We start from the raw sequence: 21,764 nt of genomic DNA on the forward strand, positions 1-21,764 counted from the left end.
ATCGCTGGTCATTCGTTTGCAGATTAAAAAATTGAGATCGGCTGCTCCGAGCCAGGCATCCAGTCTCGCCAGCTGATCCCGACCTGCTCTAAATTGGAGATTGCTAAATTTATCACACGGCATTGTTCACGTCAGATAAACATGCTATCATAGATAAATGAAATCCGTAAAAAGGGCTGTATAAGCAATGAATAAATATGAAGCGGAGTTCAGCAATCTGGTCAGAGCTTTCCGGAAACGCCATATGGGGAAAGGACCGGAAAAGATCAATACAACCTTCTGCAAAAATTGGGCCATTTGCGAAATGCAAGGAAATCTTTCAGCGGTAGAAAAATTCATCGCCACCGCCGATGACGGAAAGCAGATGCTGCGTTCCGCCCGCACCGAAATGGTGAAAGAAATGTACCGAAAAAACCGTCCCGTTGAAATGGAAAGCTTTCTCGGAGCCAATTTTGTCGATTTGTTCGTAGATATCGATATTGAGAAAGATTTCGGGATGTCCATATTCGTATTTGACCAAAACATCGAGAACAAATTTAGCAAATAATCGTCCCAGTACCTCCGCCCCATTCATATGAATGTATTCTGAGCAGTTGGCACATGGTAGCGTTCCTGCCGAAGACTAACCGCCGTGATCACTTATTTTCCGATTTTTGGGAAAATAGGCTCGCGGCGGTTTTATTTTCATGTATCCGTGACATACGATGCCATTAAAGCCGCAACACGGCTATCAACTTGAAGAGGAAAGAAGGGTTTAAAAATGGGTAAAACCAAGCATACGGGACCTGTAAAGCTGGATCAATCCTTAAAGCCTTCCCTCTGGGCAAGCATGCTGCCCATGGGATTGGGGAAAGTCAAGCCTCATCATATCCGAGACATGATGAAAGTCGCCTATGAGAACCGGGACAATCTCTCCTATGCCTATCGAATTTTGACGCAAGGGGTCTGCGACGGCTGCGCGCTTGGCGTTTCCGGCTTGCATGACCAGACGCTGACGGGACCCCATCTTTGCGCGTCGCGTCTGAATGTGCTGCGTCTGAACACGGCTCCGGCCATGGACCCGAAATGGCTGGAGGATGTGGAAGCGCTGCGGAAGATGGACAGCCCCGCGCTGCGAAAGCTGGGACGGATCCCCTACCCGCTGTCAAGAAAGCCGGGAGAGAACAAATTCACGCGAATTTCCTGGGATGAAGCCTTAACCCGAATCGCAAACAAAATCAAATCGATTGATCCCAAGCAGCTTGCGTTCTTTTTAACCTCCCGCGGCATTACCAACGAAGTGTATTATACCGCGACGAAAGTGGCGCGTTTTTTGGGGACGAACAACATCGATAATGCCTCGCGCATTTGCCATTCCCCAAGCAAATCGGCGCTGAAGCGTTCACTCGGCATCGGAGCCTCCAGCTGCAATTATAAGGATTGGATCGGAACGGACGTCCTGGTATTCTTCGGTTCCGTAGCCGCCAACAACCAGCCCGTATCCACGAAATATATGTACGCTGCGAAAAAAGCGGGAACCAAAATTATCGTCATCAACCCCTATCGTGAACCTGCAATGGAAAAATACTGGATCCCCTCGATTCCGGAAAGCGCGATGTTCGGAACAAAGCTCGCCGACGATTTCTACCAAGTGCACATCGGCGGCGACATCGCTTTTATGAACGGAGTAATGAAGATTTGGTTTGAAATGGAGGAGGCCAATCCGGGTTCTGCGATTGACCATGATTTTATTAGCAAGCATACCAACGGAATTGAAGAACTCAAAAAGCACGTCATGAAATACAGCTGGGAAGATCTGGGGAAATCCTCCGGGCTCACCCGCGCAAGGATGCTGGAATTTGCAACACTGCTGGCTAATTCCAAATCGGGCGTATTTATTTGGAGCATGGGTCTTACCCAGCATCGTTTCGGGACGGACAACGTGTCGCAAGTCGCCAATCTTGCCATGCTTCGCGGCTTCATCGGACGGAAGAACTGCGGCGTCATGCCGATCCGCGGCCACAGCGGCGTTCAAGGCTCCGGTGAAATGGGTGCGGAACCGATGTCCCTTCCAGGCGGCATCCCTTTGACAGAAGAGAACATTCAGCACTTTGAAAAATATTGGGGCTTTCCGATTCCGAGATGGCAAGGGGACATTGTCGGAATGATGCTCGAAAACACTCTTCTTCCGGAAGATCATGAGCGAAAAGTGAAATTGTTATATATGAGCGGCGGAAACTTCCTGGAGACCATGCCTGACCCGGATTTCGTCCAAAAAGCTTTGGAGGCGACCGAGCTCCGCGTGCATCAGGATATCATCTTTAATACATCCACCCTGGTGGACGCTAAAGAAGAAGTGATTATTCTTCCGGCCATGACCCGTTATGAGCAGCCCGGAGGCGGCACATCCACGAGTACTGAGCGGATGGTTTACTTCAGCGCGGAAATTGAAGGTCCGCGGATTGAAGAAGCGAAAGCGGAATGGCAGATTTATGTTGAACTCGCGGCAAAGGTCGATCCGAAGAGAAGCCATCTCGTCCGATTCGACAATGCCCAGCAAATCCGCGACGAAATTGCCGTGGCTGTGCCTTATTATGACGGTATTCAGCATTTGAAAAACCGCGGCGACGTCTTTCAATGGGGCGGAGCTTGGCTTTGCGAGGACGGCGTTTGCCCGACGGAAGACGGCCGGGGCAACCTGCTCGCCATCGAGCTTCCCGAATTGCGCAAGCCGCAAGGAAGCTTCTATGTAACGACCCGCCGGGGCAAGCAGTTTAACTCCATGGTCTACAGCCAGACCGACCCGTTCAATAACGCGGATCGTTACGATGTACTGATTCATCAAGACGATGCGGCCGGGCTCGGCATCCAAGAGGATGAAGCGATTGTCGTGCATAACGCGCACGGCGTGTTCAAAGGCCGGGCCAAGTTTGCCGATACCAAGCGGGGCAACATCGAGGTCTATTGGCCGGAGGGCAATAACCTCCTTCCAAAAGGTGTCTACGACGCCTATGCGGGCATACCGGAATACAATACGGCTGTTCTTGTCGAAAAGGGTGAATCCTACTATGCATGCAAAGATAATGAGTATGTGATCGAAGAAGAGTCTGAAGATACGGCCGTATAAACGAAAACCGACCGCCAGATCGGCGGTTTTTTTTTTACAAAATAGAGTATGAAAAGAAGGATATTATAAAAATACGTCGAAATATATAGTTTAAGTCTTGATTTTCCAAGATTAATTGAATATCATTTGCCGAATTTCCGCTTTTCGCGGAAAGCGGGGGAACCATTTCCGGGTGAATTGGCGTATATCACTTTACGCCATAGGGCACCTTCGACCGAACCCATAAGCTAACCTCGCAGGCGTTGGAAGGAGCAACTGCATTGTCCGCATTCAGGAAAGCGATTTGGCTTGCCTTCGGTCTTTTGCTGTTCATTCTGCCGGTGGAGCCCGCATCTGCGGCTGCGCTGCTGCAGCAAACGGTCAAAGAACTGGTCGGCACTCCGTACAAATGGGCCGGAACATCCACCAATGGATTTGACTGTTCCGGATTCACCCAGTATGTTTTCAAACAGTTCGATACCGAGCTCCCTCATTATTCCAAGGGACAATCCTATTTGGGAGACAAAGTGGAGAAATCGGAGCTTCGAACAGGCGATTTAGTCTTTTTCAACACGGGAGGCTTTGGAATCTCCCATGTCGGCATCTACATCGGAGACGGAAAATTTGTCCATGCCTCAACCGATGCAGGGGTCGTGATCAGTCGGTTGGACGAAACCTATTATGCCAAACGTTACGTCACCGCCCGTCGAATTCTGGATGAAAAAACATATCTCAAGGTAGCCGTCGAAAAGACGGAAAAAGAAGCGAATTCTTAAAAAAAACCTGCAGTCCGTTATAGCGGATCTGCAGGTTTTTTAAGTTAGACAATGCAGGAAAAACTTCCTTTCAAGTTCTTCCATGTTTTGCAAGACCGGGACGACACTTAGCGGTTCCCGGTCTTTTGTTATAATTAAACATTCCACACCAAAAATTCACATTTATTCTTTGTTTTATATTGGTATTAATAATTAGATCCGATATAATTCATGTTATATTTTGTTAGTTTAACAATATAATTTAACATCAGAGCGGCTGAGGCCCAATTTTCAAATCGCATACTTTCAAAAAACTAACGAATAGATTCACGATTATTAAAGGAGGTAAACAAAAACATGAACGCTATACCCTAAGCTTCACATGAGCTTGATCCGTTACCTTGCTTGGCGCCTTGGTTCCACGTCTGCGTTTCACCAGCGGAAAGATATTGGCCGATTTGGGATTTAAAGATTACGGACCGGTGGCAAAAATGATTTCCTATGGCATTTCTCTGCACCAGGGCGATTTCGGGATTGTGAATCTGCTTTTCGGTCTCTTCTGGCTTTCGGGGTTATCGCAGTGGTAATTTCAGAATTGATGATGTGGTGGAAGAGAAAACCGGTCGGCAAATTGGGAGCTCCGTCTTTACCCAATAATTTCAAGATGTTAAAAGGAGTGGCCGCTATCGTTATCATTCTAGGCATATTCTTTCCTCTAGTCGGTATCCCCCTAATACTGGTATTGATGTTCGATTGGCTGATGATCAGAAGAATTCCCCGACTCAGGGAATGGGCGCGCTAAATGTTATTCAAAAATTTATATTGAAAGGTGACATGTAGAATGAAAAAGATCTTTTCTGCCCTCGTTGCACTCATATTGCTGCTTACTGCTTGCGCTCAAAAAAACTCAGACGGCGAACACGCCAGCCATGGGGGCGGCGATGTTGAAATGCTGCCGATACATGCGGATTTGCAAATTCCGGAATCTGTCGAGCCGGGTGCGGAAGTCGTGTTAAAAGTTGTCGTGACACAAGGAAATGAGAAAATAAACGACGCCCGGCAAGTGGAATTTGAAATTTGGAAAGGTGAAGACAAGGATCACAGTCAAATGATCCCAGCAACGAATGGAGGAAACGGGATATATTCAGCAAAACAAACGTTTGACACTGAAGGATTATATTCTGTGGTTTCACATGTCACCGCGCGGGATATGCATACCATGCCAATGAAAAAAATAACTGTAGGGCACACCAAGCCGGATGTTCATGAATCGGATCACGATCATGCAGACAATCATCATCACGGGGATGTCATGATCCATTTCATGAAACCGGACGCAATCAAAGTGAACGAACAAGCAATGATGATGGTGCATTTGGAAAAGGAGAACTCCCCCTTGGTCAAAGCTCGCGTCCGGCTGGAAATTTGGCAAGAAGGCCAAGAGAAGCATGATTGGGTTGACGCCGATGAAACCAAAGACGGGCAGTACCAGGCGAGCAACAAATTTTCGAAACCGGGAGAATATCATATCAAGGTGCACGTGGAAAATGATGAGGGGCTTCATGAGCATCAGGAAGAAAAGATTCAAGTGCTGCCATGACAATCCGACTTTTCTCCAACGTATACGCTCATTTTGATTGAATATTTTTCAGGGGGCATGGGAATAAAAAATGAAGAGGAGGTGTTACAGTGAACAAATGCTCTGTTTGCGGTTTTGAAATCGAGTCCGACAAAGCGAATCCCACTCTGACAGAATCCCATAATGGTAAAACGTATACCTTTTGTTGCCCCTTATGCCAAGCAACCTTTAAAACCTTGCCGGACCAGTTTGTCAACGCTAGATAAAACTGGGTGCCTGGGGCCGCCCAGGCATTTAAAGTTTGTTCAATAGATCCGTATTTTCCGGTTGGAGGAATGAGAGCGTGAAAACATACTCGCATTCTTTAATAGGCTTATTCTTTGTATTATTTACGAGTATCCTCCTTTCAAGTTGTTCGAATCACCATTCAAATCCCAATCCGGATACCGGAATTTTACAGATTGCCGCAACAAATTCCAAATATCACATCTCCATCAATCTCTCGCCTAACCCCACACAAATCCTGCACGAAAACAACATGATCATCCGCATTCGGGACAATGCCGGTCACGTAATACACGGCGCAAATGTAAGCGTTTCTGTTTCCATGGAAGAAATGGATCACGGGAATTTGAATTTTGCTGTCATTCCTTCGAAAAATGGAGAATATGTCGCCCGGGTGACTCCGGTCATGCAGGGAACTTGGATTGCTGATGTGACAGCCATGATAAGTCATGAACGGGCAACAGCGAAATACGCCTTTAAAGCCGTGCGTTCCATAAGAAAACAGGGGATCTAATCTATGCCTGGACATTTGGCGGATTATTTATTGTTTACCTTAACCGGGGTTCTAAGCGCGCCCCATTGCGTCGGAATGTGCGGCGGAATCATGTCGGCGTGGACATTGAACTCTCCAGTTCCCTTGATGCAAACGGTGCTTGCCTATAATCTCGGCCGGATTGCAACCTATACCTTGGTCGGCGCTTTTATGGGCTTTATCGGTTCCTTCGTCGAGGCCGCGGGAAAAATTGTGGGAATCCAAGGAATTGCCAATATTCTCGGAGGGCTGTTTATCATACTGTGGATATTCAAACAATATGCATTACCGATTGCCAAATGGACCCCTTTGCAAATTCCCGCAATGCAATTGTTATTGAACAAATCCAAAAATAAAAAAGGATTGACTGCCGTTTTTGTAAGCGGACTGCTGCTGGGATTCTTGCCTTGCGGATTAACCTATGCCATGCACATGAAGGCGGCCGCAACCGGGAGTGTCTGGAATGGGGCTTTGACCCTTCTTTTTTTTGGGGTTGGAACTTTACCGGCCCTGCTGTTTGTCGGAATGTTTTCTCAGTTGTTAAGCAGGGCGCTGCGAACGAGAGTGCTTTTTGCGGCGAAAACGCTCGCTTTGTTTATCGGCATCGTTTCCATTCTGAGAGGGATGGCCGTCAACGGTTGGATTCCCAGTGTAAATCCGTGGTTATGGTAGCTTTTTCCTTATCCTTCAGGCTGGGCAGCAGTGAAGGCCGGCACCGGAGACGGTTGCCGGCCTGTTTGCTCTGTTATGCCGTCATTCCTCGCCGGTTGCTATTCGGTTGTCGGGATACGAAATCCAATCGCTCCAGCTCCCCGCATACAGCTTCACATTGCGGAAGCCCGCTTCCCGAAGGGCCAGGACATTGGGGCAGGCCGATACTCCCGAGCCGCAGTACACCGCAATTTCTTCCGAGTCAGACAAGCCGACAAACCTCCGTCTAAGCTCCTCCGGGCTTTTCCAGGTCCCATCCTCCCGCAAATTATCTTTCCAAAAGTAATTCAGCGCGCCCGGAATGTGCCCAGCTACCGGATCGATCGGCTCGAACAGGCCTTTATACCGTCCGGCCTCGCGAGAATCGATCAGCGCCGCTTCCGGACGCATGCTTAATGCCTTCACTTCCTCCATGGAAGCGAGCATATCCGTTCTTGCGCTGCCTGTAAACTCTCGCTCACGAAGCTCCGGCAGATCGATTGTGACCGGATAACCAGCTGATTTCCAGGCAGAAAATCCCCTCTCCAGCACATACACCCGATCATGCCCGAGAAATTGCAGCATCCACCACAAGCGGGAAGCCATCGTTCCTCCTTGATCGTCATAGGCAACCACTGTCGTTTCCCCGCCGATGCCACGCATGCCTAATTTGCGAATAAATGTCTCCAGATCCGGAAGCGGATGCCTTCCACCGTGTACGCCAACCGGACTCGACAGATCTTCTTCCAGGTCAAAGAATATCGCACCCGGAATATGTCCCGCTTGATAAGCTTGCTTTCCCTCATTCGGGTTACCCAGATTAAACCTGCAGTCTGCCACAACCACATCCGGTTCGCCAAGTCTTTGCGCCAGCCATTCCAATTGCACAATATTTTGATGCATCCGATACACCCCGCCTCATGAAAGTTTTGATTTTGTCTTTCCCATCCTGCATACATTTTTCCGATTTCTCCCCCATAAATTGAATAAAGATGTCTCATCATCAATCTCTAGGAAGGAGGTTGTCGCCGATGCCAAGCATTTTGACGCAAATTGCCCTTATCATCATTATTGTACGCTCTGCCTACAACGCCTTTCAATTGTTGAATCGAAATATTAAGCCGTGGATGGATATCGCCTATTACATTTCGATCATTATCGTGGCCCTGTCCTTTCTCCTCTAAGCTGTTCCTGACATATGGATTGGTTTATAATGAAGCATAATCGTTGAGTCGAAAAAGAGGAATGAACCGATGACGAAAATATTCCGTTTGAAGCCATTGACAGTGGGGCAGGCCCGGGAAATTTGTGGATGGCGTTATGATCCGCCCTATGATGTATATCAGTTTCCCTCCTGGGACAAGATGGTTGAATCGCTGCATGAGTTCGCCGATCCGGAGATTCGCCGCCGGCAGTACTGCGGGGTTATGAACGAACAAGGCACGCTATCCGGATTTGCGCAATTTTTTCCTTTGGCCGGCCTGACCCGTCTTGGATTGGGCATGCGTCCGGATTTGTCCGGCCGCGGCTTGGGAGAGGCCTTCGTCCTCTCCATCATTGAAGAGGCGAATTCCAGGGCTCCCGGACAAGCCATCGATCTGGAAGTCCACGCCTGGAACCGGAGGGCTTTCAAAGTATACGAACGCTGCGGCTTCGAATACGAACAGACTTACGAGAAGATGACGCCGCAAGGAATACAGAGCTTTCACTGCATGGTCTATCGTTCGGAAACTTTACGCTGATACTGCTCCAGCCTGTCGAGCGCCAACAGAATGCCTTCTATTAATGTCTGCGGACGGGGAGGGCATCCCGGAATGGAGACGCTGACGGGCACAAGCTTTTTGACACCGCCGTAATGGGCATAGGATTCTCCAAAGACCCCTCCGTTGATTGCGCACTCCCCTACGGCAATGATCATTTTGGGCGTGGCGATGGCCGCCCATGTTTTTTCTACAGCCTCCGCCAAATTGCGGGTAATCCCGCCGGTCACCATCAGCAAATCGGCATGGCGGGGGGAAGCGACGAAGTCGACCCCGAAGCGCTGGAGGTCGTATACCGGATTCAACAGTGCATTCATTTCCCAGTCGCAGCCGTTGCACGATCCGGAATCCAGATGCCGGATATGCAGCGATCCTCCCAGCACTTCTTTTATTCGCTTCCGAAGTTCTTCTCCCCTGTGATCAGTGGGCGGCTCCTGCGGATTTTTCTCCCGAGACCGCGGGAAAGCCGCAACAGGTCGTTTGGCGGTCACGATGCCGGTTCGGAGAATTTTGGAAACCATGTTGAAAATCGCCATTTCATCGCCTCCTCATATTTAACGATCGCAACAGGCGTAACAGAGCTCAAAGCTTTTGTTGATCAGCGGGAAATCGGGAACGATGTTCCCCTCTACTGCGTGCGGAACCGCCGGCCAGTTGACATATGACGCAGAGCGGACCCTGTATCGCGAAATGCGCTGATTTTCACCGATCATCACCCAGTGCACATTATCCCCTCTCGGCGATTCCGACCATCCTATGCCCCAGCTGCCTTCATCCAAAGAGGGAAGCGGCACGAGCGTTTCCCCCTTCGGGAGAAGCTCCATCACTTCACGAATCAGCCGGTAGGCCTGCTCCAATTCATCGATTCTGACACGGTATCTTGCGAGCACGTCACCGCTTTTATACAACGGCACCCGAAGCTGGAGAAACCGGTACATGCCGTACGGGAAATTCCGGCGCATATCACGGTGTATTCCGGAGGCTCTGGCTGCAGGTCCGACCACATCCATCTCCATCGCATCGTTCAAACCGAGTTTGCCTGTTCCCCCCATCCGCTCTACCGTACCATCATGCGATAGGATCGTTTCGACTACCTGAAGCAAGTCATTCATCCATTCCTTGAGTTTGATCGACAAGTCATAGAGCTCGGATTCGCCCGGATGCCAGTCGACTCCTCCCGGCTGAATCACTCCCCGCAGGTAGCGGTGACCCGTCAATTCCTCATTGATCTGCATCAGCCGTTCCTTCAGTCGGGCGCCGTGCTGCACGCCGAAGGCAAATCCGAGCCCTGCGCAGATGTTGCCCAAATCACCGACATGATTGTACATGCGCTCCATCTCAAGAAGGATCACCCTTAGCCCTTCCGCTCTTTCCGGGATCTTCACATTGGCGATCCGCTCGATTGCCTGGCTGAACGATGCCGCATGGGAGGCCGCGCACACGCCGCACGTGCGTTCGGCCAGCTGCAGCGCTTCTTCAACGGTCCGGCCCTCCGCTTGCTTCTCAAGCCCCCGATGCGTATAGAATAATCGGGGATCCAAATGCACGATGTGATCGCCAAGCGTACCAAAGCGAAAATGTCCCGGCTCAATAATTCCTGCATGGATGGGCCCTACGGGGACCTCTACGATTCCTTCCCCCCGATAATGGACAGGCCGGTCCAAATCCACGACGGACGACGGTCGTGCCGGCTGTCGGTAATCCTTGCGCAGCGGATACCCTTCCTCCAACCAGTCTCCGTGCAATACCAGCGGTCGAGGATCGATATGCCCGATCGGCTTCAGGCCCAGCAGATCCCGTACTTCCCGCTCGTACCAATTCGCTGCGGGGAATACTGCAGTGACGGAAGGAAATTGCGGATCATCCTCGGGGATGTCCGTCCGAAGGGTCACCAGGCTGCCCTGCCTGTCATCCGCCAACACCCAATACAGCGCAAATTGCCGGCCTTCCAAACGCTCATCCGTACCCGTCATCGTCAGAATCCGGCAGCCTTTCCTCCGGTATTCCCCCATACGTTCCGGCAGCAAGCTCCGATCGACCGGTTCAACCCCCTCATTCCATCGTCCCGTAACGTATCCAATCATGACGGCACCCCCCGCAGTGTCTGGATCGTCCAATTCAGCAATTCGCGAAAAAACGGCGGAACATACAGCCCGAACAGCAGCAGTAGGAAAAGCGGAACAGCCAATGCAGCCGCTTTGGTTCCATCCTCTTCCGCACGCGATTCAATCCGATGGCCGTTTGAACCGAACAGCATTTGCGCGATGTAGTACGCCATTCCCGAAAAGATCAGAACCACACAGGTGAGAAAAAGAACACCGGCCATCCACTGTCCGTTTCGAAAAGCCGCCGCAGCAATCGTATACTCGCTCAAAAACAGACTGAACGGCGGTGAGCCGGCAATCGCAAAAGCGCCGACAGCAAAGGCGCTTCCTGTAAACGGCATCGATCTGAGAAGTCCGTGAATACGATCCATCCGCTTGGAATGGTAGCGCTGCATGATACTGCCTGCCGAGAAGAACAGCATTGATTTCCCCATCGCATGATTGAACATATGCAGCAGCGCACCGAAAGAGGCAGCTCCCCCAACACCGAATCCCAAGGCCAGAATGCCCATGTGCTCCACACTGGAATAGGCCAACAATCGCTTCAGGTCATGTTGAACAAGAAAGAAAGGCACCGTAACCGCCAGCGAGATCAATCCGAACACAATCAAAAGGCCGCCGGAAAAGCCCGGTTCGACCAGATCCACAATCAATTTGATGCGGATGACGGCATACAGCGCGGTATGCAGCAAGGCCGCCGACAGCAGGGCGCTGACGGGGGAAGGGGCCTGGCTGTGGGCATCGGGAAGCCAGAAGTGCATAGGGGCCAGACCCGCTTTGGTGCCGAAACCAACCAAAATGAAGAGGAAGGCAACCTTGACCAAAACGGGATTCAGTTCGGATGCCCGGCGAATAAAATCGGTCCACATCAATTGATCTTGAACCGATTCGGCAGGTATCGCAGCAAATAACAGGATGATCCCGAACAAAGCGAGAGCGATGCCCAAGCCGCCGATAATCAAATACTTCCAAGCCGCCTCAAGCGCGGCTCCGCCGTTGCGAAATGCGATCAGCAGAGCGGAAATCAACGTCGTCGCTTCCACGGCGACCCACAGAATTCCGATATGATTCATCATGGCGATCAGCATCATGCTTAATACGAACAAATGAAGTCCGGCATAATATTGTCGATATCTACCGACCGTAACCGCTCCGTCCCGCAGTTCCCTCCCGATGTAGCCGATCGAATGCAGCGAAGCAAGGCCTCCGACTACGATCGTAAGCCACACCGTATATGCCGCAAACGCATCCAAACGAATCCAGCCGTCAAATACGCTTACCGCCTCGCGTCCGACGATATTAAACAGCATGATTGTTGCCAATACGGCATTCATCAGGGAAAAGCCGAATTGGGTCCAGGCCGTTCCTCTGACGGATGAAACTGTGAAGGATGCCGCTGCCGCCGCAAGCGGAAAGCCGATTAAACCGAATAATCCCCATGCGTACACTTGCCCTTCCCCCGATACCAGTATCATTTTTTTCCCGATATCCTTTATCCTTTCAACTTCTCCAGATGCTCCGTATTCAAGCTTTCAAAAGTGCTGTTGATCCGATAAGACAAAATGCCGATCACGATGACTGAAACCAGAATATCAAAAAACACGCCCAAATCCACAATCAGCTGCAGACCTCCAAGCAGCACCAAAGCTGTCAGGTAAAGTCCGTTTTCAATGACGATCAATCCGATGCCCTGCATGATCGCCTTTTTCTGACCGATCATGATATAGACCCCCAACAGCAGGAATGACAATGCGACAGCCAAAGGGTCGATGCCCTGCGCTGCAGTTGAACCGGAATATATCTCCAGCCGGGATGCGAGATAATGGGCGAGCAAGATAAGCAGAAGTCCTGCAAGCATTGTGGATGATTTTGAGAAAAAACGTTCAACCTCCCGCTTCACATCGATTTTACGGAGTGTATACAACAGCACCCATGGAATGACCACCGCTTTAATGATCACGATCAACACGGCGACGGCATACAAATGCAGCGAGTGATGCTCCCAAGCATACTGCCATGTCAAAACCGCCAGCAGCAGCGCCTGGAAACCAATCAGCAGCACCGCATCGCGGATACGCTTGACCCAAAGAACCGCATAAGCTCCCGCCAAAAGCAAAAACGTAATCCATTCCATCGTTCCATCCCCTTCCTATCTTGAAAATTCACTTCCACGAATGGCATGGGACGTCTAGACCGGAAATTGAACCAAAAGCGCGATCAAGGACAAGAATACTGAAATTCCTGCATACCTGGGAATCCGATACACCCGCATCTTCGCATTAAAGGTCTCAATCACCGCAAGGATGATCCCGATCACAGCCGTTTTGACGGCGATTTCGATCCATAAGGGCAAGCCGAACGGAGGGAACATTACATATGCCCCCAGCACGGCAAGCAGCCATTGCTTCCCCCAGGCAGCCATATTCATCAAACCCAGATAACGGCCCGAAAATTCCAGAACCATTCCTTCATGCACCATGGTCAATTCGAGATGCGTATCGGGATTGTCTACAGGAACTCTTCCCGTCTCGGCCACGAGCGCCAGCAAAAAAGCGATGGCCGCTAGCAGCCTGGCAATGCCGAAAGTTCCGTCCTGCTGCGCAATAACCTGCAAACCGGCAGACCCCGCCTGAATCATGACCGGCAGCAGTGAGAGCAGAAATGCCGGCTCCACGACGGCGGATATCGCCAATTCCCGGCTCGCGCCCATCCCCCCGAAATTCGCTCCCGCGTCGAGAGCGGCCAGAACAGTCAGAAAACGCATGGCGGCGAATACATAAACCAGCAGGATCAGATCTCCGGCAAAAGCCAACGGTGCCGCAGCAGTAACAATCGGCAGCATGAGACCGGCCAGCAATGCCAGTCCGAAAACAAGATAGGGGCTTGCGGTAGTCAGCCATGAGGCATCATGCGAGATGACGGCATCCTTTCTCATCCATTTCATGGCATCCTTAATCGGCTGCAGCATTCCCGGTCCCTTTCGTCCCTGCAGCAGCGCTTTCCATGACTTGATCCATCCGATGAACAACCCGGGCGCGATCAACATGGTCAATATTTGTGCCGCTGTCAGCGCAAGTTGATACATGGGCAAAACTCTCCTTTACCGCAATGTATAAACGACCAAAAGCACGAGAATCGTGGCGAATACATAAGCCAGATACAATTGAATTCGCCCGTTCTGAATCTCTCTCGCCTTACTGGAGATTCCAATGGCCATGCGGATGAGCGGCGCATAGACTCCCTGCTCAATCAAGCGGCGGATCTCGGTTTGTACCGTGACGATTCCCGCATCCTTGCCCCGGACCAACGATTTGATCACAACCCGCTGAGGCTGAAAAAACCAGCTGAAGAACATGAGCAAGGGATAGGTCAAGGAAGTGGCGGTGTATTCCATCTTTTCATTCAACGAATGCCCGCAGCCCCACGTCTCCTCTTTTACGATGCGGGAAGGACCAAAAAATATTCGAACAAGCGCCGGGACAAGAACCGCAACGAACAGCGCTGCAAGCGCATAGGAAGCAACGGCTATGGAGCCCGTTCCCGTCAATCCCGCTGTTCCCTTTGTCAAGTCAGTGCTCCAAACCCATTCGCGAAGTCCGGGAATTCCAACGGAACCTCCCGAAATCCAGCCGACAGCAGCCGGTTTGATCCAATTCCAAATCATCGAGGGAAAAAGTCCTCCCAGCAGCACGCCCGCAGACAACAGAGACATGCCAATGAGCATTCCCGACGGAGCTTCATGAGAATTCGCGGATTGTTCAGTACGGGGCTTGCCCAAAAAAGCGATCCCAAATGCCTTCATCATGCCGGCAGCGGCAATCGCTCCAATCATGGCAAGCGCGGCCGCGGCGGCAACGGCAAAACCTTTCCATACGGCGGGCCAAGCCATGATACCGCCGAGAAATGATTGGAAACCGATCCACTCCCCGACAAATCCGCTGAACATCGGAATGGCGGCCAACCCCGCAGCACCCGCAAGAAATAGCCCCGATGTCAACGGCATCGTCCGGATCAATCCGCCCAGCCGGTTCAATTGTACTGTGCCGGCTCCATGCTGCACCGATCCGACGCCAAGAAAAAGCAGGGCTTTGAATACGGCATGATTCAACACATGCAGAAAAAATCCCGCAGCCGCCAGCATGGATACCGCCTCCGAGCCAAAAGAAGCGGAGATCACGGCCGTACCCAAAAGCATGAACAAGATCCCCATATTCTCCACACTGCTGTATGCCAACAACTGCTTCATATCATTCTGGATCGTTCCGTATAAGGCGCCCATGAGGCCGGTAACCATTCCGATGATCAAGAGGACGCCGCCCCACCAGACCTCTCCCCCTTGAAACCAGTCCCAGACCACCCGAACGATCCCGTACAGCCCAGCCTTTATCATCAATGCCGACATTAGGGCGGAAACCGGCGCAGGTGCGGCGGGATGCGCTTTCGGCAGCCATACATGCAATGGAACAATTCCCGCTTTCGTTCCAAATCCGATGAACGCCAGCAAAAAAATCAGGCTCATCTTCCAGGCTGCAATCCCGCTTCCGACAGCCGACCATTCCTGAAAATCAAACGAGCCCGTCCACGCATACATGAAAGCGAAACCAATCATCAAAAACAAGGTTCCGAAGTGGGTCATCACCGCATAAATAAAGCCCGCACGTCGGACGGAGGACTTCTCATGATCAAAAACGACTAATCCAAAGGATAACAGCGACATGGTCTCCCAAGCTATCAGAAAAGTCCATCCATTTCCTGCAATAAAAACCATGGTCATAGCGGCAAGAAACAGGACAAACAGCGCGCCATGCACCCGGATTCCCGCTTTATCCCGATAATAACTTGCCGCATATAGACTCACAGGAAACGAGGTCATCGCCATAACTGCAAGGAAAAAAGCGCTCTTGGCATCAACAGTCAACACCAGTTCTACACCTGGCGCCACCTCCCAGAGCTTATTTGCCATCGTTTGTCCCTTCAGCAGAACCGTTATAGCAGCAATACCCACTGCTAAACAGCCGGCCGCACTCATCCACCATCCCGATTTCCGGAGAATCGGCGAGCGCCCTGATACAAAGACGGCCAGTGCCAAAATTAAAAAAACAAACCCTGCCAACAACCAAGTCTCTGTTTCCACCAGATTTCCTCCATTGCTGTATAGCAAAAGTATTCCAATGTTCATATCTCTGATTTTATGAATATATAAATTTATAGGAATTTATTCCACCTTGTACTATGAATTTTCCTGCATTTTATTTTCCGCTGATCTCTCTGTATACCCGGTCATATTCGGCTGCGGAGGCGAAGTCCAGCTCCGTCAGTCCCCCTGCATTCCACGATGTGATGCGGGGCGTCACCAGCTTGTACTTGCCCTCTTCCCGATACAAATTATAGCATGTATTGGGTGCATCTTTTGTCGTTCCCCGCTGACGGAACATGTTGAAAATAGTTAATTTCTCTCAGCAAGTTTACGATATATATAGTATAATGAATGTTAGAACTTGGAGAATTTTGTTGAGACCTGTCTTCTCTTACATTCATGAAAATTTGCCCGAGCAAAAAAACGAGGTGTTCTGATGGAAAAATCTACTCTGATCGGCATTATTCTAGGACTTGTAGCAGTTGTGGTGGGCATGATCCTGAAAGGGGCCAATCCCCTGTTTCTTGTCGAGGTTCCCGCCGCTTACATCATTATTTTTGTCGGAACCGCCGCTTCTTTGTTCATAGGCTTTCCCATGTCGGAGATCGCCAAGTTTCCGAAATTGATGAAAATTATTTTTAAACAGCAGAATTTGCTCCCCAAAAAAGAAGTCATCCGGCTGTTCATGGAATGGGCTACGATCACCCGCAGAGAAGGCTTGCTGGCTCTGGAAAGCAAAGTCGACGATATTGAGGATCAGTTTCTCAAAAACGGAATGAGAATGATCATCGACGGCAATGACCAGGATTTCGTAAAGGATGTGCTGCTGGAAGAAATCAATGCCATGGAGGAACGGCATCGTGCCGGCGCGCTGATTTTTTCCCAAGCGGGAATGTATGCCCCCACACTCGGCGTTCTCGGGGCTGTCATCGGTCTGATCGCCGCTCTGAGCAACCTGTCCAATATCGAGCTGCTTGCGCATTCCATATCCGCCGCTTTCGTCGCCACGCTGTTGGGGATATTCTCAGGCTATGTGCTCTGGCACCCGATTTCCAATAAGCTGAAACGCATTTCCGCCAAGGAAGTCGAATTGAAAATGATGATGGTTGAGGGGCTGCTCTCCATTCAGTCAGGTGTATCCACGATCGCCATTGAACAAAAGCTCTCCGTCTTTTTGTCGCCGACCGAACGCTATGCAGAAGAACCGAAAGAAGAGGTGGAGGCCGGTGAAGAAAAGGCGCAAACCGCATAATGAGGAGCATGCCGACGAAACTTGGCTGATTCCATACGCTGACCTGCTCACCCTGTTATTAGCCTTGTTCATCGTCCTGTTCGCTACCAGCAAAATAGATCTCAAAAAGTTTGACGAAATGATGATTTCATTCAATTCGGTACTGAGCGGGGGAACCGGGTTGTTTGAGAAATCTACCGTAGTTCCCATCGGTACGGATACTGCGCAGAAAGCAAAAATCGAAGTCAAGGACAATACCCTTAGAAAAGAACAGGCCGAAAAACTGCAAAAGGAAATGCAGGATCTCCAGAATTTGAAAAAGAAGATTGACGCTTATATCGATAAAAACGGATTGAACAGCCAGCTGCAAACGACTTTGAACAGCCAGCAGCTTGTACTGAAAATCAGTGATAATGCGCTGTTCCCTTCCGGCAGCGCCAATGTCAAACCGGAGGCGCAAAAGCTGGCTTCCAATATTTCTGTACTGTTGGAGCAATATCCTCAGTATGAGGTGATCGTCTCCGGCCATACAGATAACCGTCCGATCCACACCGCCGAATTTGAATCGAATTGGGATCTCAGCACGGCACGCGCACTTAATTTCATGAAAATCCTGATTCAGGACAACAATCTGGACAAGAAGCGATTCAGCGCCGTAGGATACGGTGAATTTCGGCCGGTCGAATCCAATGATACGGAAGAAGGCCGAGCCAAAAACAGACGGGTTGAGGTTTCCATTTTCCGCAATCTGAATCTGGAGCCCGACAAAACCATTCAGGTTGGAAACTGATACATCATTGCCAAACTTGGCAGCGCAACAAGAAGCCCTCCAATCATACGGACGGCTTCTTGTTTTTACGTTTTATTGACCGAGCGGAATTTTCGCATAGGATGAATCGATCGGCATGATTTTGGCTGTTCATTAGATCGCGCGTTCTCCAAGAGCCTGTACGGATAATACTTCATTCAAGCTCCCCGATCGGTAGCCCCGCAGATCAAGGCTGACATAAGCGTAGCCGATCTCCCGCAGTTTGGCGTCAACCGTTTCCGCTACGGCGATCAATTCGGCCAATTGTTGGGGAACGACTTCGATTCTTGCCAATCGGTCATGCTGACGTACCCGAACTTGACGAAATCCGAGCTGCATGAGAAATTGCTCCGCCTGATCAATCATCGACAGCTTATCCTGAGTGATCTTTTCCCCATAAGGAATTCGTGAAGACAAGCAGGCAAAAGACGGCTTATCCCATGTTTTTAAGCCCATGCCTCTGGATAGATGGCGAATTTCCGCTTTGGTAATACCCGCTTCCATCAGCGGAGCCCGGACCCCGCGGTCATGTGCCGCCTGCAGCCCCGGGCGATGCTCCCCCAAATCGTCGGCAATGGCTCCGAAGATAACGTGATCATAACCTTTCAGCTCGGCAATAGGCTGCAAATGGGAAAACAACTCATTTTTGCAAAAGTAGCAGCGGTTTGACGGGTTTTCGGCATAGCCGGGAATGTTCAATTCGCTGGTATGAATCACTTCGTGCGGCGCATTCAGGGACTGGGCCAGCGCAATCGCCTCCAGTCTTTCACGTTCCGGATACGTTTCGGAATCAGCGGTAATGGCCAATACACGATCCCGACCGAGAAAATCGATTGCCGCTTTCAGCAAAAAGGTGCTGTCCACCCCTCCTGAAAATGCAACCACCACTTTATTCAATGAACGCAGAATCTCTCCGAGATGATTGTATTTTTGTTCCATATCAGCCATCTTGCTCCGCCTCCTTGTAACCAATTTGCCGCTCTATTCCTTATGAAAGAGCACGATATTATTTATTGATCTGATGGATCGACCGACCCAGCGCGCCTTCCGCCGCTTCCATCACCATTTCGCCCAAGGTCGGGTGGGCATGAATGGTCAGCGCAATGTCTTCCAGAACGGCGCCCATCTCAATGGCCAAGCCAAGCTCGGCAATCAGGTTGGACGCTTCCGGACCAACCGCCAGCGCACCCAGAACAAGCTGATTGTCCCCATCGGCCACAATTTTCACAAAACCGTCCCCCGCATGAAGCGACAAGGCGCGGCCGTTTGCCGCATAGGGGAATTTCCCGGAAACCGTCCGGTATCCTTTCTCTTTGGCTTCTGTCTCGGTTAAACCGACACTTGCCATTTCCGGGTCGGAGAATACCACTGCCGGAATCGCTTTGTAATCAACGGCGCTCGGAAGTCCGGCAATTGCCTCTGCGGCAACTTTCCCTTCATAGGAAGCTTTGTGCGCCAGCGCCGGACCGGGCACGATATCGCCAATCGCATAGACGTTCGGGATATTGGTCCGGCATTGCCGATCGACGATTGCATAACCCCGGTCATCCAATTGGATATTGGCAACCTCCAACCCGATATCGTTCGTATTCGGCCGTCTGCCTACCGTCACCAGCACATAATCCGCGGTGACGCTCCGTTCCTCTTCACCGACCGTGAACGTCACGGTTACGTCCGCATCCGTTTGTCTCGCTTCGCGGGCCATGGCTTGGGTGACGATCTCTACCGCATTCTTCTTCAGGGCACGCCGCACCAACCGCGTCGCCTCCGCCTCAAACCCCGGAAGAATGGCATCCGAGCCCTCAAGAATCGTCACCAGCGATCCGAACTTCGCAAATGTCTGTCCAAGCTCAATACCGATATAGCCCCCGCCGATGACAATAAGCCTTTTGGGGATTTCCGCCAGCGCCAACGCTTCAGTGGAGGAGAGAATTCTCCCCCCGTAAGGAAAAGCCTTTAATTCAATCGGCCGAGAGCCTGAAGCAATGATACAGTGCTCGAATTTGTAACGGCTGCCCTCGAATCCGTTCACGACCCTGACCTCATTCTTCGCCGTAAAAAAGGCTTCTCCGTTGACAAGCTGAATGTTGTTTCCTTTGAACAGACTCCCTACGCCGCTGGTAAGCTTTTTGACAATTCCATTTTTCCAATCCTGGACTTTACCGAAATCCACGCTTACGTTGTCCGCGTAAATCCCGATCTCCGCTCCGCTTTTCATCTGCTCGTATTGATGCGCAGCCGAAATCAGCGCTTTGGAGGGAATGCAGCCGACGTTTAAGCAAACGCCGCCGATCGTTCCTTTGTCGACCACGGTAACGGATTTTCCCAGTTGAGCGGCACGAATTGCCGCAACATAGCCGCCAGGTCCCGATCCGATAACCAATACATCGACTTCGTTCGTAAATTCACCTACGACCAACGCTCACACCTCCATGATAAAAAGCTGCGGATCTGCGAGAAGCTGTTTGATATAGTTCATCGCATATTGCGCGGTGGCTCCGTCGATGATCCGGTGGTCAAAGCTGAGCGACAGAGCCATGACTTGACCCGCTTCAACCTGACCTCCACGGACAATCGGCTTTTCGGAAACACGGCCCGTTCCCAGAATGGCCACTTCGGGATAGTTGATGATCGGAGTGAAGAATAAGCCTCCTGCCGAACCGATGTTGGTGATTGAAATCGTGCTGCCCTTCATTTCATTGGCTGTCAGCTTTCCGTCCCGGCCGCGCTGCGCCAATTCACTTATTTCCGAAGCGAGAGCCCAGATGCTTTTCCGGTCCGCATGACGGATGACGGGGACGATCAACCCTTTATCCGTGTCGGTTGCAATACCTATATGATAATACTTTTTAAAGACAATTTCATTATTCTCTTCATCGAGGGCGGCATTCAGTGCCGGAAACTGCTTGGCCGCTGCTGTGAGCGCCTTGACCACAAACGGCAAATACGTCAGCCTGATGCCTCTGTTCTCCGCCAGCGGCTTCATTTTTTTGCGGAATTCGACCAATTGGCTGACATCCGCTTCATCCATGACCGTCACGTGCGGTGCGGTAAATGCCGATTTGGACATCGCATGCGCAATCGCTTTGCGGATCCCTTTGAGCGGCATGCGTTCTTCCGCCTCTTCCCCCGTCGCAGGGGCAGCCGCAACCGGTGGAGTCTCAGGTTTCGGTTTCGGGGATGCCGCTTCATCCGTTGCAGCGGAGACTTTCGTTTCCGCTTTTGCTTGACCGGGCTCGAAGGCCAAGAGATCTTCCCGCGTGACCTGTCCATGCCTTCCCGTTCCTTGCACCAGCGTGATGTCTATGCCCTTCTCTCTGGCCAGCTTACGCACGCTGGGAGTTGCCAGTACCTTCCTTCGGTTCTCGATTGAAGCCTTTCGGACCGGATCATTGGAGGAGCGTACGGCCTCATCAACCGACTTCTGCTTGCTTCGGCCCGGCTCTTTCACACCGGCTGCTGCGGCCGATTCCTCACGCTCTGTTAGTCCGGTTTGATTCTCGGCTGCAGGCGGCGCTCCTTCCGATTTTACCGAAGGCGTTTCACCCGTCACCTCAAAGACGGCAAGCAGATCCCCTACTGTCGCGACCGTTCCTTCCTCCGCCTTGATTTCCTTCACGCTGCCATTCACCGGCGAGGGAAGCTCCACTACGGCTTTATCGTTCTGCACCTCGAGAATGACCTGATCCTCTTCAATCCGTTCGCCCGCTTGAATATGCCATTTCACAATCTCTCCTTCGTGCATGCCTTCACCAACGTCAGGGAGCCTAAATTCAACTATTCCCACGCTATCAACC

22 protein-coding genes and 1 riboswitch are annotated in these 21,764 nt (G+C 51.0%); of the genes, 11 read left to right on the plus strand and 11 right to left on the minus strand.

Going from position 1 to position 21,764, the window contains the following annotated elements:
- The first annotated feature begins 187 nt into the window (after positions 1-187).
- The 7 genes from VF724_RS09445 (at position 188) to VF724_RS09475 (ending at position 6,908) form a co-directional block, all read left to right on the plus strand.
- Complete coding sequence (locus tag VF724_RS09445; protein WP_371753994.1) at positions 188-547, plus strand: Na-translocating system protein MpsC family protein; 360 nt, start codon at positions 188-190, stop codon at positions 545-547.
- Positions 548-760: 213 nt separating this feature from the next.
- Positions 761-3,106 (plus strand): FdhF/YdeP family oxidoreductase, encoded by a 2,346-nt coding sequence (locus VF724_RS09450; RefSeq protein WP_371753995.1) that lies wholly within the window; start codon positions 761-763, stop codon positions 3,104-3,106.
- A 117-nt stretch (positions 3,107-3,223) separates the two neighbouring features.
- Positions 3,224-3,363: riboswitch (cyclic di-AMP (ydaO/yuaA leader) on the plus strand.
- 3 nt (positions 3,364-3,366) lie between these two features.
- Positions 3,367-3,861, plus strand: coding sequence for a C40 family peptidase (locus tag VF724_RS09455; RefSeq protein WP_371753996.1), 495 nt, complete (start codon positions 3,367-3,369; stop codon positions 3,859-3,861).
- Positions 3,862-4,681: 820 nt separating this feature from the next.
- Positions 4,682-5,440, plus strand: a complete 759-nt coding sequence (locus VF724_RS09460; protein ID WP_371753997.1) for a FixH family protein — start codon at positions 4,682-4,684, stop codon at positions 5,438-5,440.
- A gap of 89 nt (positions 5,441-5,529) precedes the next feature.
- On the plus strand, positions 5,530-5,685 hold the full coding sequence (locus VF724_RS21625; RefSeq protein WP_371753998.1) for a YHS domain-containing protein: 156 nt from the start codon (positions 5,530-5,532) through the stop codon (positions 5,683-5,685).
- A gap of 77 nt (positions 5,686-5,762) precedes the next feature.
- Positions 5,763-6,218: a FixH family protein gene (locus VF724_RS09470; protein WP_371753999.1), complete on the plus strand. Its 456-nt coding sequence runs from the start codon at positions 5,763-5,765 to the stop codon at positions 6,216-6,218.
- A gap of 3 nt (positions 6,219-6,221) precedes the next feature.
- Positions 6,222-6,908, plus strand: coding sequence for a sulfite exporter TauE/SafE family protein (locus VF724_RS09475; protein WP_371754000.1), 687 nt, complete (start codon positions 6,222-6,224; stop codon positions 6,906-6,908).
- 81 nt (positions 6,909-6,989) lie between these two features.
- Here the strand turns inward: VF724_RS09475 and VF724_RS09480 are convergent, their stop codons facing one another.
- On the minus strand, positions 6,990-7,829 hold the full coding sequence (locus tag VF724_RS09480; protein ID WP_371754001.1) for a sulfurtransferase: 840 nt from the start codon (positions 7,827-7,829) through the stop codon (positions 6,990-6,992).
- Positions 7,830-7,957: 128 nt separating this feature from the next.
- Between VF724_RS09480 and VF724_RS09485 the strand changes: the two genes are divergently transcribed.
- Together VF724_RS09485 and VF724_RS09490 are read left to right on the plus strand one after the other, a co-directional pair.
- The gene (locus tag VF724_RS09485; RefSeq protein WP_371754002.1) at positions 7,958-8,110 is read left to right on the plus strand and encodes a hypothetical protein; all 153 of its coding nucleotides are present in this window, start codon (positions 7,958-7,960) and stop codon (positions 8,108-8,110) included.
- Between the two features lie 69 nt (positions 8,111-8,179).
- Complete coding sequence (locus VF724_RS09490) at positions 8,180-8,668, plus strand: GNAT family N-acetyltransferase (protein WP_371754003.1); 489 nt, start codon at positions 8,180-8,182, stop codon at positions 8,666-8,668.
- Here the strand turns inward: VF724_RS09490 and VF724_RS09495 are convergent.
- The 7 genes from VF724_RS09495 to VF724_RS09525 form a co-directional block, all read right to left on the minus strand.
- Entirely contained in the window at positions 8,644-9,222 is a 579-nt protein-coding gene (locus VF724_RS09495; RefSeq protein ID WP_371754004.1) for an NADH-quinone oxidoreductase subunit B family protein, read from the minus strand. The two genes, VF724_RS09490 and VF724_RS09495, sit on opposite strands and share 25 nt — an antisense overlap.
- Before the next feature lie 18 nt (positions 9,223-9,240).
- A complete protein-coding gene (locus VF724_RS09500) occupies positions 9,241-10,770 on the minus strand; it encodes a hydrogenase large subunit (RefSeq protein ID WP_371754005.1) in 1,530 nt (509 codons plus the stop codon).
- Positions 10,767-12,266 (minus strand): hydrogenase 4 subunit F, encoded by a 1,500-nt coding sequence (locus VF724_RS09505; protein WP_371754006.1) that lies wholly within the window; start codon positions 12,264-12,266, stop codon positions 10,767-10,769. The genes VF724_RS09500 and VF724_RS09505 overlap by 4 nt, the downstream gene beginning before the upstream one ends.
- A 17-nt stretch (positions 12,267-12,283) precedes the next feature.
- Positions 12,284-12,925 carry a hydrogenase gene (locus VF724_RS09510; protein ID WP_371754007.1) on the minus strand — a complete coding sequence of 214 codons (642 nt, stop codon included), beginning with the start codon at positions 12,923-12,925 and terminating at the stop codon, positions 12,284-12,286.
- A gap of 54 nt (positions 12,926-12,979) precedes the next feature.
- Positions 12,980-13,876, minus strand: a complete 897-nt coding sequence (locus tag VF724_RS09515) for a respiratory chain complex I subunit 1 family protein (RefSeq protein WP_371754008.1) — start codon at positions 13,874-13,876, stop codon at positions 12,980-12,982.
- Positions 13,877-13,891: 15 nt separating this feature from the next.
- Positions 13,892-15,925: a proton-conducting transporter transmembrane domain-containing protein gene (locus tag VF724_RS09520; protein WP_371754009.1), complete on the minus strand. Its 2,034-nt coding sequence runs from the start codon at positions 15,923-15,925 to the stop codon at positions 13,892-13,894.
- Positions 15,926-16,040: 115 nt separating this feature from the next.
- A complete protein-coding gene (locus VF724_RS09525; protein WP_371754010.1) occupies positions 16,041-16,175 on the minus strand; it encodes a hypothetical protein in 135 nt (44 codons plus the stop codon).
- 189 nt (positions 16,176-16,364) lie between these two features.
- On the opposite strand from VF724_RS09525, the gene motA reads away from it, so the two are divergent.
- Entirely contained in the window at positions 16,365-17,180 is an 816-nt protein-coding gene (motA, locus tag VF724_RS09530; protein WP_371754011.1) for a flagellar motor stator protein MotA, read from the plus strand.
- Positions 17,155-17,949, plus strand: coding sequence for a flagellar motor protein MotB (motB, locus tag VF724_RS09535; RefSeq protein WP_371754012.1), 795 nt, complete (start codon positions 17,155-17,157; stop codon positions 17,947-17,949). Before motA ends, motB begins: the two co-directional genes overlap by 26 nt.
- Positions 17,950-18,081: 132 nt before the next feature.
- On the opposite strand, the gene larE is transcribed toward motB, so the two are convergent.
- From larE to VF724_RS09550, 3 genes are read right to left on the minus strand one after another with little or no spacing between them, the layout of a single operon-like run.
- On the minus strand, positions 18,082-18,915 hold the full coding sequence (gene larE / locus VF724_RS09540) for an ATP-dependent sacrificial sulfur transferase LarE (RefSeq protein WP_371754013.1): 834 nt from the start codon (positions 18,913-18,915) through the stop codon (positions 18,082-18,084).
- 58 nt (positions 18,916-18,973) lie between these two features.
- Complete coding sequence (gene lpdA / locus VF724_RS09545) at positions 18,974-20,386, minus strand: dihydrolipoyl dehydrogenase (protein ID WP_371754014.1); 1,413 nt, start codon at positions 20,384-20,386, stop codon at positions 18,974-18,976.
- A gap of 3 nt (positions 20,387-20,389) precedes the next feature.
- The gene (locus VF724_RS09550) at positions 20,390-21,754 is read right to left on the minus strand and encodes a dihydrolipoamide acetyltransferase family protein (RefSeq protein WP_371754015.1); all 1,365 of its coding nucleotides are present in this window, start codon (positions 21,752-21,754) and stop codon (positions 20,390-20,392) included.
- Positions 21,755-21,764 lie beyond the last annotated feature (10 nt).

The organism is Ferviditalea candida (assembly GCF_035282765.1).
In the GTDB taxonomy this organism is placed as follows: domain Bacteria; phylum Bacillota; class Bacilli; order Paenibacillales; family KCTC-25726; genus Ferviditalea; species Ferviditalea candida.

Coding starts and splice junctions, on each gene's coding strand:
- VF724_RS09495 (WP_371754004.1), bottom strand. CDS start 9,222: ATGGCGATTTTCAACATGGTTTCCAAAATTCTCCGAACCGGCATCGTG.
- motA (WP_371754011.1), top strand. CDS start 16,365: ATGGAAAAATCTACTCTGATCGGCATTATTCTAGGACTTGTAGCAGTT.
- VF724_RS09500 (WP_371754005.1), bottom strand. CDS start 10,770: ATGATTGGATACGTTACGGGACGATGGAATGAGGGGGTTGAACCGGTC.
- VF724_RS09475 (WP_371754000.1), top strand. CDS start 6,222: ATGCCTGGACATTTGGCGGATTATTTATTGTTTACCTTAACCGGGGTT.
- VF724_RS09445 (WP_371753994.1), top strand. CDS start 188: ATGAATAAATATGAAGCGGAGTTCAGCAATCTGGTCAGAGCTTTCCGG.
- VF724_RS09505 (WP_371754006.1), bottom strand. CDS start 12,266: ATGATACTGGTATCGGGGGAAGGGCAAGTGTACGCATGGGGATTATTC.
- VF724_RS09485 (WP_371754002.1), top strand. CDS start 7,958: ATGCCAAGCATTTTGACGCAAATTGCCCTTATCATCATTATTGTACGC.
- VF724_RS09460 (WP_371753997.1), top strand. CDS start 4,682: ATGAAAAAGATCTTTTCTGCCCTCGTTGCACTCATATTGCTGCTTACT.
- VF724_RS09480 (WP_371754001.1), bottom strand. CDS start 7,829: ATGCATCAAAATATTGTGCAATTGGAATGGCTGGCGCAAAGACTTGGC.
- VF724_RS09515 (WP_371754008.1), bottom strand. CDS start 13,876: ATGTATCAACTTGCGCTGACAGCGGCACAAATATTGACCATGTTGATC.
- VF724_RS09450 (WP_371753995.1), top strand. CDS start 761: ATGGGTAAAACCAAGCATACGGGACCTGTAAAGCTGGATCAATCCTTA.
- VF724_RS09490 (WP_371754003.1), top strand. CDS start 8,180: ATGACGAAAATATTCCGTTTGAAGCCATTGACAGTGGGGCAGGCCCGG.
- larE (WP_371754013.1), bottom strand. CDS start 18,915: ATGGCTGATATGGAACAAAAATACAATCATCTCGGAGAGATTCTGCGT.
- VF724_RS09510 (WP_371754007.1), bottom strand. CDS start 12,925: ATGGAATGGATTACGTTTTTGCTTTTGGCGGGAGCTTATGCGGTTCTT.